15 protein-coding genes and 1 riboswitch are annotated in these 12,703 nt (G+C 61.9%); of the genes, 11 read left to right on the top strand and 4 right to left on the bottom strand.

All coding sequences use genetic code 11. The annotated features are described in order from the left end of the window. Positions 1-141: 141 nt before the first annotated feature. Both EM858_RS06345 and EM858_RS06340 read left to right on the top strand, forming a co-directional pair. Positions 142-1,023, top strand: coding sequence for a branched-chain amino acid aminotransferase (locus EM858_RS06345; RefSeq protein WP_065654247.1), 882 nt, complete (start codon positions 142-144; stop codon positions 1,021-1,023). Between the two features lie 172 nt (positions 1,024-1,195). Continuing rightward, on the top strand, positions 1,196-3,553 hold the full coding sequence (locus EM858_RS06340; protein WP_127756199.1) for a HAMP domain-containing methyl-accepting chemotaxis protein: 2,358 nt from the start codon (positions 1,196-1,198) through the stop codon (positions 3,551-3,553). A gap of 227 nt (positions 3,554-3,780) precedes the next feature. On the opposite strand, the gene EM858_RS06335 is transcribed toward EM858_RS06340, so the two are convergent. After that, a complete protein-coding gene (locus EM858_RS06335; RefSeq protein WP_127756198.1) occupies positions 3,781-4,668 on the bottom strand; it encodes a LysR family transcriptional regulator in 888 nt (295 codons plus the stop codon). A 96-nt stretch (positions 4,669-4,764) separates the two neighbouring features. Between EM858_RS06335 and EM858_RS06330 the strand changes: the two genes are divergently transcribed. Next, positions 4,765-5,307 (top strand): GNAT family N-acetyltransferase, encoded by a 543-nt coding sequence (locus tag EM858_RS06330; RefSeq protein ID WP_127756197.1) that lies wholly within the window; start codon positions 4,765-4,767, stop codon positions 5,305-5,307. A gap of 4 nt (positions 5,308-5,311) precedes the next feature. On the opposite strand, the gene EM858_RS06325 is transcribed toward EM858_RS06330, so the two are convergent. Beyond that, the gene (locus tag EM858_RS06325; RefSeq protein ID WP_162936705.1) at positions 5,312-5,674 is read right to left on the bottom strand and encodes a hypothetical protein; all 363 of its coding nucleotides are present in this window, start codon (positions 5,672-5,674) and stop codon (positions 5,312-5,314) included. Positions 5,675-5,894: 220 nt separating this feature from the next. On the opposite strand from EM858_RS06325, the gene EM858_RS06320 reads away from it, so the two are divergent. Both EM858_RS06320 and EM858_RS06315 read left to right on the top strand, forming a co-directional pair. Continuing rightward, positions 5,895-6,497, top strand: a complete 603-nt coding sequence (locus EM858_RS06320) for a superoxide dismutase (protein ID WP_046798591.1) — start codon at positions 5,895-5,897, stop codon at positions 6,495-6,497. 129 nt (positions 6,498-6,626) lie between these two features. Then, positions 6,627-7,472, top strand: coding sequence for a metallophosphoesterase (locus tag EM858_RS06315; protein WP_127756195.1), 846 nt, complete (start codon positions 6,627-6,629; stop codon positions 7,470-7,472). Here the strand turns inward: EM858_RS06315 and EM858_RS06310 are convergent. Next, the gene (locus tag EM858_RS06310; RefSeq protein WP_127756194.1) at positions 7,461-8,171 is read right to left on the bottom strand and encodes a YafY family protein; all 711 of its coding nucleotides are present in this window, start codon (positions 8,169-8,171) and stop codon (positions 7,461-7,463) included. The genes EM858_RS06315 and EM858_RS06310 overlap by 12 nt on opposite strands. A 133-nt stretch (positions 8,172-8,304) precedes the next feature. Here EM858_RS06310 and EM858_RS06305 point away from each other — a divergent pair, with 133 nt between their 5' ends. The 6 genes from EM858_RS06305 to EM858_RS06280 all read left to right on the top strand — a co-directional run bounded on the left by EM858_RS06305 (position 8,305) and on the right by EM858_RS06280 (position 12,305). Next, positions 8,305-8,934, top strand: coding sequence for a LysE family translocator (locus EM858_RS06305; protein WP_003522261.1), 630 nt, complete (start codon positions 8,305-8,307; stop codon positions 8,932-8,934). Between the two features lie 118 nt (positions 8,935-9,052). Beyond that, positions 9,053-9,487: a cytochrome c gene (locus tag EM858_RS06300; protein WP_003522262.1), complete on the top strand. Its 435-nt coding sequence runs from the start codon at positions 9,053-9,055 to the stop codon at positions 9,485-9,487. A 90-nt stretch (positions 9,488-9,577) separates the two neighbouring features. Beyond that, positions 9,578-10,498 carry a cytochrome c gene (locus EM858_RS06295; RefSeq protein WP_127756193.1) on the top strand — a complete coding sequence of 307 codons (921 nt, stop codon included), beginning with the start codon at positions 9,578-9,580 and terminating at the stop codon, positions 10,496-10,498. Between the two features lie 186 nt (positions 10,499-10,684). Beyond that, positions 10,685-10,921, top strand: a riboswitch (cobalamin riboswitch). A gap of 160 nt (positions 10,922-11,081) precedes the next feature. Beyond that, the gene (locus tag EM858_RS06290; RefSeq protein ID WP_003522264.1) at positions 11,082-11,264 is read left to right on the top strand and encodes a CbtB domain-containing protein; all 183 of its coding nucleotides are present in this window, start codon (positions 11,082-11,084) and stop codon (positions 11,262-11,264) included. Positions 11,265-11,275: 11 nt separating this feature from the next. Next, positions 11,276-11,986, top strand: coding sequence for a CbtA family protein (locus tag EM858_RS06285; protein WP_127756192.1), 711 nt, complete (start codon positions 11,276-11,278; stop codon positions 11,984-11,986). Between the two features lie 4 nt (positions 11,987-11,990). After that, positions 11,991-12,305 carry a hypothetical protein gene (locus EM858_RS06280; protein ID WP_127756191.1) on the top strand — a complete coding sequence of 105 codons (315 nt, stop codon included), beginning with the start codon at positions 11,991-11,993 and terminating at the stop codon, positions 12,303-12,305. A 130-nt stretch (positions 12,306-12,435) separates the two neighbouring features. Here the strand turns inward: EM858_RS06280 and EM858_RS06275 are convergent. Then, positions 12,436-12,703: transposase (locus EM858_RS06275; RefSeq protein WP_164865337.1), on the bottom strand; the 268-nt coding region annotated here is incomplete at its 5' end.

Here is a 12,703-nt window from a genome sequence, read left to right as displayed (position 1 = left end):
TCAGGGGAGAGGCATTCACTCCGGCCGATTTCCAGCACATGCCCCGTTGAGAGCGCGCAGCGCTCTTCATCCGGCAATGCATCAGAACAAAAAAGACGGAGCGTTTTTACCGAATGAAAACGCTTGAGACAGGAGACCATCATGAGCGTCGATACCGCACCCCGATCAACCACCTGGACCTATGTTGACGGTCAATGGCTGCCCGGCAATCCGCCGCTCATCGGCCCGACCTCGCATGCCATGTGGCTGGCTTCCACGGTGTTCGACGGTGCGCGCTGGTTCGATGGCGTGGCGCCTGATCTCGATCTGCACTGCCAGCGCGTCAATCGCTCCGCCGTCAATATGGGCATGAAGCCGACCATGACGGCCGAGGAGATCGAGTCCCTGGCGCTGGAAGGCGTCAAGAAATTCGACGGCAAGATGGCGATCTACATCAAGCCCATGTATTGGGCCGAACACGGCATGCCCGGCAGCGTCGTGGCGCCGGATGCCAGCTCCACCCGTTTTGCGCTTTGCCTTTTCGAAGCGCCGATGGATGCCGGCAAGCCGCTGACGCTCACCGTCTCGCCGCTGCGCCGCCCTTCGCCGGAAACCGCCATGACCGACGCCAAGGCCGGCAGCCTCTATCCCAATAGCGGTCGCGCCATTCTGGAAGCGCGCTCGCGCGGTTTCGACAATGCCCTGATGCGCGACATGAACGGCAATGTCGCCGAATCCGCCTCCGCCAACATCTTCATGGTCAAGGACGGCGTTGTCCTTACCCCGGTTCCGAACCGCACTTTCCTTGCCGGCATCACCCGTTCGCGCGTGATCGGCCTTCTGCGCCAGGCCGGTTTCGACGTGCGTGAAGCGACGCTTTCGGTCGAGGATTTCCGCGAGGCCGATGAAATCTTCTGCTCCGGCAATTATTCCAAGGTTTCGCCCGTCGTGAAGCTCGATGATCGCGAATTGCAGGCAGGCCCCGTCGCCCGCAAGGCGCTCGATCTCTATATGGACTGGGCGCGTCTCGGCGCGGACGTTTAAGGTCGGGTAAAACCCATAGTTTCAAAAGGCCGCGGCAGGCTCATCCCTGCCGCGGCCTTTTGTTTTGAACTGCATTATTTCCCCATAAAAATTCAGGGGGAATTTAATCCAATTTTAGAGGACCACAGGCTAGCTTGCGGCATTACCGATCCGGGCTAGTGGGGGCCGCCAAATGTCTTTCAGCATACGCAATATACTTGTGGGATTTTTTCTGCTCGTCGGCATCGCGCTGGCAGGCTTCGTGGGCAACGGCATGTTGCAGTCCGTGCAGCGTGCCCGCAGCTTTTCGGAGGTGGCGCAGCTCGTTTCGCTGGACAGGCTGCTTTTCAACGCCCTGCTGAACTTTCGCAGTGAACGCGGCAACAGCGCCTCGGCGCTGACCGTCGATCCGGCAAAGACGGCCAATACCATCGCCAGCGTGCAGGCGTCGCGCCAGAAGGTGGATGCCGCCATGGGCGCCTTTCTCGAACAGTCCGCCGCGCTCGATCAGGCTGGCCTCAAGGCTCCGCTTGCCCGCGTGAAGGATATCTACACGCAATTCCTGGAGCTGCGCAAAAAGGTTGACGCCAACGTCACCCTGCCGCTCGACCGTCGTGAAAACGGGCTGGACAAGACCGTGCTGGCGCTCGGTCAGGATTTCCTGACGGCGCTCGAAGCGGGATCGACGGCGGTGGAAGGCGAGGTTCGCTCGCTGGACCAGAGCCTGACCGGCCTCATCCAGTTGCGGTCCTATGGCTGGTCGGCGCGTGCGCTGGGCGGCAGCGCCACCGTTGTCATCAATGCGGTCGTGGCCCAGCAGCGGCCGCTGACCCCGCAGGAAACCCAGCAGCTTGGCAATTTCGATGCCGGCGCGGCCTTTGCCTGGAAAGCCACCGGCGACCTCGTCGCGCATGAATCGACGCCGAAGGCGCTGAAAGACATCTATGCCGTTGCCGACAGGACCTATTTCAAGGGTGATTTCGTCACGCAGCGCGCAAAGCTGATCGATGATCTGAACAATGGCCGCACGCCTGCCTTCACCATCGATACATGGCGCAATACGGTCACCGAAAGCCTCGATACGGTCGCGAAAATCGCCTCCGAAGCGATGGATGTTCTCAACGCCAATGCCGAAAAGGCCAGACAGGACGCCTTTATCGGCGCGATGATCTATCTCGCCGCATTCATCCTCACACTTGGCGTCTGCATTCTCTGCCTTGTCGTCATCGTCGGCCGCGTCACCCGTCCGATCAGCCGCCTGACCAAGGCGATGATGGAATTGTCCACCGGCAACCTGGCGATCGATGTGCCCGGCGCAAAACGCGGCGACGAGATCGGCGAGATGGCCCGCGCCGTGGAAATCTTCCGCGAAGCGGCCATCCGTAACCGCCAGCTTGAGGACGAAGCCGTCGGCAGCCGCGAGCAGGCCGAGCGCGACCGTATCGAGCTGCAGCAGCGCGCCGAGGCGGAGGCGGAAGAGCGTCTCAATCAGGCCACGGGGTCGCTGGCTGGCGGTCTTCGCCGGCTTGCCTCCGGTGATATGGTCTGCGAGATCGCCACGCCGTTTTCGCCGCAATTCGAGACGCTGCGGCACGATTTCAACAGCTCCGTGCATCAGCTGCGCGAAGCGCTCACCAGCGTCGGCCAGTCCGTGCAGACCGTGAATGGCGGCGCCCACGAGGTGTCGTCGGCATCCGACGATCTTTCCCGCCGCACCGAACAGCAGGCCGCTTCTCTCGAAGAAACCGCCGCAGCGCTGGAAGAGATCACCGCCAATGTTTCCGCCACCTCCAAACGGGCGAGCGATGCGCGCGACACGGTGCGCGAGGCAAGGACAAAGGCTGATCTTTCCGGCAAGGTGGTGCGCGATGCCGTCGCCGCCATGGAGCGCATCGAGCATTCCTCGCGCCAGATCGGCCAGATCATCGGCGTCATCGACGAAATCGCCTTCCAGACCAACCTTCTGGCGCTGAATGCCGGCGTCGAGGCAGCGCGGGCGGGCGATGCGGGCAAGGGCTTCGCCGTCGTCGCACAGGAAGTGCGCGAACTGGCGCAGCGCTCCGCCAACGCCGCCAAGGAAATCAAGCAGCTCATCACCGCGTCAGCCGTTGCTGTGGGTGAGGGCGTGAAGCTGGTGGCCGATACCGGCGTCGGGCTTTCCGAGATCGAGCAGCTGGTGCTTTCCGTCAATACCCATATGGACGCCATCGCCACGGCGGCGCAGGAGCAGTCGGCCGGTCTTTCCGAGGTCAACACCGCCGTCAACCACATGGATCAGGCCACGCAGCAGAATGCCGCCATGGTCGAGGAAATGAATGCGGCCGGTGCGGGTCTTGCACAGGAATGCACCAACCTCCACGCCCTGCTTGCGCAATTCCAGCTCGGCCAGCAGACCTCGGCATTGCGGGAGACGGCACGTCATATGCAGCGCGCCGCAAGCCCGGTCCACGCGCCCGCCGCACCGGTCGCACCGGCGCCGAAGGCCCGCCCCGTTGCTGCCCGCGGCAATGCGGCGATGGCCGTGAAGGGTGACGACTGGACGGAGTTTTGAGAACGAACCTCGTGGACTGAACGTGTGGGTGGAGGCTTGGTTATGGGCTCCGTCGCCCCGGACTGGATCCGGGGTCCAGCGCGATCAAGTCCTTGATCGCGAAAGACTCTCTTCACGGCGCAGACGCGCCGTGGCTGGATGCCGGATCCAGTCCGGCATGACGGAGGAGAGAGTACGGTTCCATGTCGTCAACAAGTCGAAGCCTGCCCTCGCAGCCGGCACGGGCTTCACCTTTTCCCCACATCCGGCAGCGCAGCGGCAAGCGCCCGCAGCGGCGCGGTCATGTGTTTGTCGCGCCGCATCGCCAGCGCGATCCGCCGTTCAAGCGGCGGTGCGAGCGAGCGCCATTCGAGCCCGGATGCCGCGCCTTCATGCTCCATCGCCATGCGCGGCACGATGGCAAGGCCAAGGCCCGCGCCTGCGAGCTTCTTGATCGCCTCGACGCTGCCCAGTTCCATGGCGGGCTGCACGGTGCGGCCGCTCGCCGAAAACCATTGATCCACCAGCCGGCGCGTATTGCCGCCCTCGTAAAGCAGCAGCGGCCGCGCCGAAAGCGTCTCGGCGTTGAGCGCCGTTGTGTCAGAAACGGAGCCTTGCGGGAAAACCGCGACCAGCTCGTCGAGATGGATATCGCTGATATCGAGGCTGCGGCCGCTGGCGGGCAGGGCCACCACCGCCGCATCGATGGTATTGGCCTCCAGAAGCCGGAGGATATCGTGGGTATTGCCGGTCTGCACGACGATCTCGATGCCGGGCATGGCCTGCCGGATTTTGCCCAGCACCGGCGGCAGCAGATAGATGCAGGCGGTGGCGCCCGTGCCGATGCGCAGGCGTCCCATCACCCCGCTGCGATGCGGCGCAACGGTATCGATGGCATGCGCCACTTCTTCCGCAATCCTTCTTGCATGGATGAGAAAATCGCGCCCCGCCGCCGTCGGCTGCGCGCGCCTGCCGACCCTTTCGATCAGCCGCACGCCGAGCTGTTTTTCAAGCAGCCTTATATGCAGGCTGATGGCCGGCTGCGTCAGCCCGGCCTTGTCAGCGGCGGCGGAAAAACTGCCGAGATCGGCCACATCCATGAAGCTGCGCAGCTGCCGCAGGTCGAGGTCCATCATCAAAGAAAACCTTATCGTTTGTATAAGACAGATAATCTTTATTTTGGGTGCGCCGCAATGCACAATGACGGCGTGAATGATCCGCAGGACAAGAGAATGACCCTTTCCACCGTTTCCAGCCTTACCATCCGCCCTTGCGAAGAGGCGGATATTCCAGCCATTGCCGAAATATACCGGGACGCCGTGCTGCACGGCCGCGCGAGCTTCGAGATCGATCCGCCGAGCGTGGAGACGATGCTCGAGCGCCGTCGCCTTCTGGTGGAGGGCAATTACCCCTATATCGTCGCCGAATGCGATGGAAAGATAGCCGGATATGCCTATGCCGGCGCCTACCGCCCGCGCCCGGCCTATGGCGCGGCGGTGGAGAATTCCGTTTATATCGATCCGGCCATGAAGGGCATGGGCATCGGCCGCAAGCTGCTCGATGCGTTGATCGAGGCGGCGACCGCGCGCGGCTTCCGGCAGATGATCGCCGTCATCGGCGATTCAGCCAACGCCGCCTCGATTGGCGTGCACCGCGCCGCCGGTTTCGAACATGTCGGCACCTTTAAATCCATCGGCTGGAAACATGGCCAATGGCTGGATACGGTGCTGATGCAGCGTGCGCTGGGCGAGGGTGACACCACACCGCGCTTTTGAACGATCAGGGCTTGGTGGAGCCGGGAATTTCCACCTTCAGCGTATCGCCGGCAAGCTCGCTGCCCAGCTCCACGGCCTTGGTCTTCTTGTCGTAGACGCAGATATGGCTGACGGTGGCATCCGCGCCCCCACTCTTCCCGGTGAGTTTCGCCTTGCCGGTGAGGATGGCGAGGCCGTAATTCTCGCTGCCGACCGGATCGACCACGGCCTTCGCGTCCTCGATCATGTCTTTGGCGCCGGCAAGGCAGGCCGTCTGCACATCCGCGACGAACTCCTTCCAGGCGTCATCCGACGATGCGGCGGCAGGCAAGGTGAGCGACGAGAAGGCCGCAAGGAGGAGGATGGAGCGGGGGATCGGACGGGTCATGGAATTTCCTTCCTGCAATCTCGGTAAAAGCGAACCGATAGGGTGGAAAACGGTACGCCAGGGTTGTGAAACAAATGTGGTGGCGGTCGCAAGGAGAGGAATTTTCTCTTTTGTCGGAACATTTTGATATTTCGCAGGTTGCCCAAACAGAGGTTCGCTCCTATGGTCCGCTCACACGGTTTCTAGGAGCGGTAACCCGCTGCAAAAAGGAGTAAAAACCATGGCCTTCGAACTTCCCGAACTCCCCTACGACTACGACGCGCTTGCACCCTACATGTCGCGCGAGACGCTCGAGTTCCATCACGACAAGCACCACAAGGCATATGTCGACAACGGCAACAAGCTGGCGGCCGAAGCAGGTCTTTCCGACCTGTCGCTCGAAGAAGTCGTGAAGAAGTCCTTTGGCACCAATGCCGGTCTCTTCAACAATGCGGCCCAGCATTACAACCACGTCCATTTCTGGAAGTGGATGAAGAAGGGCGGCGGCGGCAACAAGCTGCCGGGCAAGCTCGAGCAGGCGATTGCCTCCGATCTCGGCGGCTACGACAAGTTCAAGGCCGATTTCATCGCTGCCGGCACCACGCAGTTCGGCTCCGGCTGGGCATGGCTCTCCGTCAAGAACGGCAAGCTTGAAATCTCCAAGACCCCGAACGGCGAAAACCCGCTGGTTCATGGCGCCGATCCCATCCTCGGCGTCGACGTCTGGGAACACTCCTACTACATCGACTACCGCAACCTGCGTCCGAAGTACCTCGAAGCCTTCGTCGACAACCTCATCAACTGGGACTACGTCCTGGAGCGTTACGAAGCCGCCGCCAAGTAAGGCTTGCGGAACGGATTTTTCGAACACCCGGCCTCTGTGCCGGGTGTTCTGCTTTTGTGATATGGCGATACGGCCTGTCGGGTTTTATTGTCACAAGCCTGTCATCCGCCGGGTTTATCGCGGCGCATCATGACTGAAAAAACCACGCCTCTTTTCTCCTTCGGCATTGTCGCCGATCCCCAATATGCCGATGCCGATCCGCGCCCCGAGATGGGTCGTTATTATGCCGAGAGCCCGAAAAAGCTCGCAGACGCGATCGACGCCTTCAATCGCGAGGAGCTGGCCTTCGTGGTGACGCTCGGCGATATCATCGATCGCGGCTTCGACAATTTCGATGCGATCCTTGCCGTTTACGACGGGCTTCGCCACCGCTCGGTCCTGTTGCCGGGCAACCACGATTTCGCCGTCGCCGCCGAGCATTTGCCGGCTATCCACGCCCGCCTCGGCATGTCCGCCCCCTGGCATGATTTTTCCATCGGCGACATCCGTTTCGTCGTGCTTGATGGCAACGAGGTCAGCCTGTTCGCCCCGCCGCCCGGCGATCCGCGTCGGATGCTTGCAGCAGACCGGCTGAAGCGCCTGGCGGATGCCGGTGCAATCAATGCGCAGGACTGGAACGCCTCGCTCAGCGACGAGCAGTTCGAATGGCTGCGGGCCGTTCTGCAAAAGGCGGATGCGGCAGGCGAAAAAGTGATCGTTCTCTGCCACTATCCTGTCTATCCCGAAAACGCCCACAATATGTGGGACGCGCCGCGCATTCTAGAACTTCTCGGCTCCCACCGCTCGGTCGTCGCGTGGTTCAACGGCCATAATCACGAGGGCAATTACGGCCTATTGGGCAATACCCACTTCGTGAATTTCAAGGGCATGGTCGATACGCCCGATCAGAACACCTTCGCCATCGCCGATGTCTTTGCTGACAGAATCGTCATTCGCGGTTTCGGGCGGGAGGAGGATCGCCTTTTACGGCTGTGAGTAGGGGATTGGCGGCTGGTTGCTCTGCCAGCCGCTCATCCATAATTGCCGCAGCTTCTCGCCTTCCAGCTTGAAGAAGCTGCCGGTCGTTTCGCAGCCCAGCACCCGGTCCGAGCGGAAATTGCGGATCGCCTGCCGCAATTCGCACCAGGCGACGATATTCACCGTCTCCGAATAATAGATCACCGCAATCGGCCGAACCCACCGCTGCGTTTCCGCGCCGGCTTCATCGCGATAGGTGATCTCCAGCTTCTCCTCGTCGCGCACCGCCCGCCGGACCGTTGCAAGATCGACGCCGGCGGGGGAGGGGGCGATGCTGCCCCAGGCGTGCAGGGCATTGGCGGAGAGGGTTTTCGACAGGGGTTCGGGCAGGGATGCGGCGATCTTGTCGCTGACCTGCCTTGCCGCCTGCCGCAACCCGCTATCGCCGGTACGCGCGACCATGGCGAGAGCCAGCACGATCGCCTCCGTCTCTTCGATGGAAAACATCAGTGGCGGCAGGTTGAAGCCGGGACGCAGGATATAACCGACGCCGCGTTCCCCTTCGATGGGCACGCGCATGGTCTGAAGCGCTGCTATGTCGCGATAGACCGAGCGCACCGTCACTTCCAGCGCCTCGGCAATCGTCTGCGCGGTGACAGGCCTGCGCGCCACCCGCAGGATCTGGATGATCTCGAACAGTCTCGACGCCTTGCGCATTGTCGTTTTCCCGGTGGATTTCCCCACGCAACTGACATAACGCTGTCAGTTGGCTTTTCCTATAAACGGAGAAACACATTGAGAAACATGGGATTTCCCGAATGTGTCGTGAACCGTTTTGGGAGATACTGACATGAGTTACGCCGAAAATCTCTGGCTTTTCTTTCTGGTCCTGTTCGGCATCATCATCCTGCCGGGCATGGATATGCTGTTCGTGCTGGCAAGCGCGCTGACGGGCGGCAAGAGAACGGGTCTTTCCGCCGCAAGCGGCATGAGCGCCGGCGGCATCGTGCATTCGCTTTACGGCGCCCTGGGCGTCGGCATGCTTGCCGCCTGGATGCCGTCGCTGTTCCTGCCGCTTCTGGTTTTCGGCGCCGCCTATATGATCTGGATCGGCATCGGCCTGATGCGCAGCGCGATTGTCGTGAACGGCGACGAGGCGCAGGCGAGCGCTTCGGTCAGAAAGGCCTTCTGGCGGGCGGTGCTGACCTGCCTTTCCAATCCGAAGGCCTATCTGTTCATGATGGCGATCTATCCGCAATTTCTCAAACCGGCCTATGGCCCGATCTGGATGCAGGGGCTGGTGATGGGCGCGATGGTGGCGGTCACGCAGTTCACGGTCTATGGCGCGCTGGCGCTGACGGCGGATAAAAGCCGGGCATGGCTGGTTTCTTCGCCCGCCGCCACGATCTTCATCGGCCGCGCCGCCGGTTTCATGCTGATTGCCGCAGCGCTGCTGACACTGTGGGAGGCCTTGTCTTAGGCTTCTGTTTTCACGATGGAATTCACCGCAATGTGACTTCTTTTCGCCATCCGGAAAGGGCATCCTCGCGCCGTTCCATCAAGCGTCCGGTGTCCCGGCCGGAATCAAGGAGAGTTGCATGAAACTGAAAACCATCACCGCGGCCATGCTGTTCGGCTGTCTTTGCGCCGGAGCGGTCTACGCTGCCGGCGAAGTCGAAAAACGTGAAGGCATGATGAAGCAGATCGGTGGGGCCATGGGTTCGCTCGCCGCCATCTCCAAGGGCGAAAAGCCCTTTGACGCCGATACCGTCAAGACTGCCGTAACCACCATCGGCACCAATGCGAAGGCTTTCCCGGACCAGTTCCCCGCCGGCACCGAGACCGGCAGCGCCGCGGCCCCCGCCATCTGGGAAAATTTCGACGACTTCAAGGCCAAGGCCGCCAAGCTCGGCACGGATGCGGACATGGTTCTCGCCAATCTTCCCACCGATCAGGCGGGCGTCGCGACCGCCATGAAGACGCTCGGCGCCGATTGCGGCACCTGCCACCAGACCTATCGTCTGAAGAAATAATCGCAGCACTTTGGAAACGCCGCTTCCCGGCGGCGTTTTCTCAGGCACGAAAGACATCTGACCGGGTCAGGTGAGAATGGGGAGAGGGGCATGTCCTCCATCTGGACGAAACTCGCGGGCGGAGCCGTCGTCGCGGCCATTGCGGGCTACGGCATATTCGCTTGGGTTACGGCGCCTGAGCGGCAGGCGCCCAGCCACTGGGTCAGCCTGGGCGAACCGGATCTGGCCAATGGCGAAACGCTGTTCTGGGCGGGCGGCTGCGCAAGCTGTCATGCCGCGCCCGATGCGAAAGGCGAGGCGCTGTTGACGCTTTCGGGCGGGCAGGCGCTGAAAAGCCCTTTCGGCACCTTCCATGTCCCCAATATTTCCTCCGATCCGCAGCATGGCATCGGCGGCTGGACGCTGGCGGAATTCGGCGATGCGATGACGCGCGGTGTGGGAAGGAACGGCGAGCATCTCTACCCGTCCTTTCCCTATGCCTCCTATGCCCGCATGACTCAGAAGGACATCAACGATCTCTTCGGTTATCTGAAAGCCCTGCCGGCCAGCCAGAATGATGCGCCGGATCACGAGTTGCCGTTCCCCTTCAATCTGCGCATGGCGCTGGGCGGCTGGAAATTCCTTTATTTCGACCCCTCGGCGCGGCCCCGCGTGGAGCTTGCCAATGCCAATGCCGAATTGCTGCGCGGCCAATATCTTGTGGAAGGGCCGGGCCATTGCGGCGAATGCCACACGCCGCGCAACGCGCTTGGCGGTTTCGTGAAAGACAAGTGGCTGGCCGGCGGGCCCCACCCGGAAGGCGAGGGCCGCATTCCCGACATTACCCCCGGCTCGCAAAGCATCGGCAGCTGGGCCGAGGCCGATATTGCCAGCTATCTGGAAAACGGGTTTACCCCGGAATTCGACAGCGTCGGCGGCTCCATGGTCAAGGTGCAGCAGAATATGGCGCATCTGACGGCCGAAGACCGCGATGCGATTGCCGCCTATCTGAAGGCCATACCGTCGCGGTAACTCTCAGCCATCATGCCGGACTTGATCAGGCATCCAGCCACGGCGCGTCTGCGCCGTGAGAAGAGTCTCTTGCGATCAAGGACTTGATCGCGCTGGACCCCGGATCTAGTTCGGGGGTGACGGAGGTGGAGGCAACGGCGTGCAGTTCGAAATCAGGCCCACCATTGACTCCCGCCGCCGCCCATCGGATAACAATCCTGTGATGGTTCCTTCCGGGCGTTCCGGAAGGTGAAAAGGGAACACGATAGGGAGAAATCCTCATTCGTGGCTGCCCCCGCAACTGTGAGCGGAGAGCCTGAAACGAAATGCCACTGGCAAGCCATCTCGCCGGGAACTGAAGGTTTCCAGAGAGGGTGACGCCGGGAAGGTGTTTCAGGTTTTGACCCGTAAGCCAGGAGACCTGCCATCGCGGAAATATCCATGCCGGCGGGGTGTCCGGAAGAGCGGAATTTCAGGGTGGCGGGATCGACGCCTCCCTGTGTCAGTCTCGTATCCCCGTGGTGAAGTGTATTGTAGCGGCTCGACGGCCCTTTGCCGTCCGGCCGCGTCCAAAGGCGCGGGGTCGCGCCGGAGAGGGGTCACCATGTCCATCAACCAGAATACGGCCAACGCCGCCGTTTCCGCAAAAACAACCAGCTTTGCGCAATCGCTGACGGCGATCGTGCTTGGCCTGTTCGTTGTCGGTTTTGTCGGCTTTTCCCATGTGGAAGCCGTTCACAATGCCGCGCATGACACGCGTCATGCCAACGCCTTCCCCTGCCATTGAGGGGAAACGGCATGTCGTCTTTTCGCAATATCGTCTTTACTGCCGTTCTCGTCGGCATCGTCAGTGGTTTCGCCGTTTCGGCCATGCAGGCTTTTGGCACCACGCCGCTCATTCTTCAGGCGGAAACCTATGAAAGCGCGGGCGAAGCGCCCCACAGCCATGATGCGCCGGCGCCCGGTGCTGCCGTTCCCGCCCATGAGCACAATGACGAGGCCTGGGCTCCGGCCGATGGCTTCGAGCGCACCGCCTATACGGTTGCCGCCAATGTGCTGACCGCCATCGGTTATGCGCTGGTGCTGACCGGCCTCATTTCGCTGCGTGGCACGAATGGCGGCTGGCGTGAAGGCCTTCTCTGGGGCGTTGCCGGTTTTGCCGCCGTCATGCTGGCCCCGATGATCGGCCTGCCGCCGGAACTGCCGGGCAGCCCGGCCGCCGCACTTGAGGCGCGGCAGATCTGGTGGCTTGCGACGGTTGCCGCAACCGCGGGCGGGATTGCGCTGATCGCCTTCCGCCGCGAACCCTGGGCGATCATATTGGCGCTGGTGCTGATCGTCGCGCCGCATGTGGTCGGCGCACCCCTGCCGCCGGAAGGCGAACATGCGCTGGCGCCGCTGCCGCTGGAGCGTCAGTTCATCGTCGCCGCCACCATCACGAGCTTCGTTTTCTGGGCTTTGCTTGGAACATTGAGCGCGTTTTTCCTGAAGCGCTTCCAGTCGGCTTGAGACTATGCAGGACGCAGCCGAATGGAGTGAGGAACTCGATGCGCTGCGTTTTGCCGTTCCCGGTCACGGCGCTTTCTGCGCCGTGCACCGTCTTGCCTTCAAGGCTGTCCTTGGGGCAGCCCCGGATCGCGAGGCGGCTCTCGCCTGTTTTCATGAACACGAGGCCGCTTTTATCGCTGCGGCGCTCAGCAAGATAAAACGCTCGAATTTACCCGCCGGCCGCAGCCTGCATCTCAACAGCCGCGATATTCGCCGTGCGATTGCCGGGGAGGGCGAGGAGCCAGCGGCGCGCATATGCCGGGTGCTGGATCGGCGATAGTCCTCGCTGTTTTCACCGCCGTCATCCCGGCCTTGAGCCGGGATCCAGCCAGCCCAGGTCCTTGGGCTGAAAGGACTCTTTTCGCCGCGCAGACGCGTGCCGGCTGGCAACTGTATTAATGCATGTTGTTTTAAGCTGCTTCGAATGTGGTTTTATCCCTGAGAATAGCATTTGCAATGACGAGCAGTTTGCGGGCGATGGCGATGATCATGACCTTGAACGGTTTGCCTTTGGCCTGCATGGCTTGAACCATGCGGGCGAAGGGCGACTTTAGCCGGTAGGCCACCAGCGCCGCCATATAGAGGGCATCGCGCACGCGCTTTCGTCCGGCGCGGATATGGCGCTGGCCGCGATGAATGCCGCTATCGGCATTGAAGGGGGCAAGGCCTGCAAGCGCC

It is taken from the genome of Agrobacterium sp. CNPSo 2736 (assembly GCF_004005385.1).
Classification (GTDB): Bacteria; Pseudomonadota; Alphaproteobacteria; order Rhizobiales; family Rhizobiaceae; genus Agrobacterium; species Agrobacterium leguminum.
Note: the sequence above shows the minus strand (reverse complement) of the source record. Positions and strands in the feature narration are given on the sequence as shown.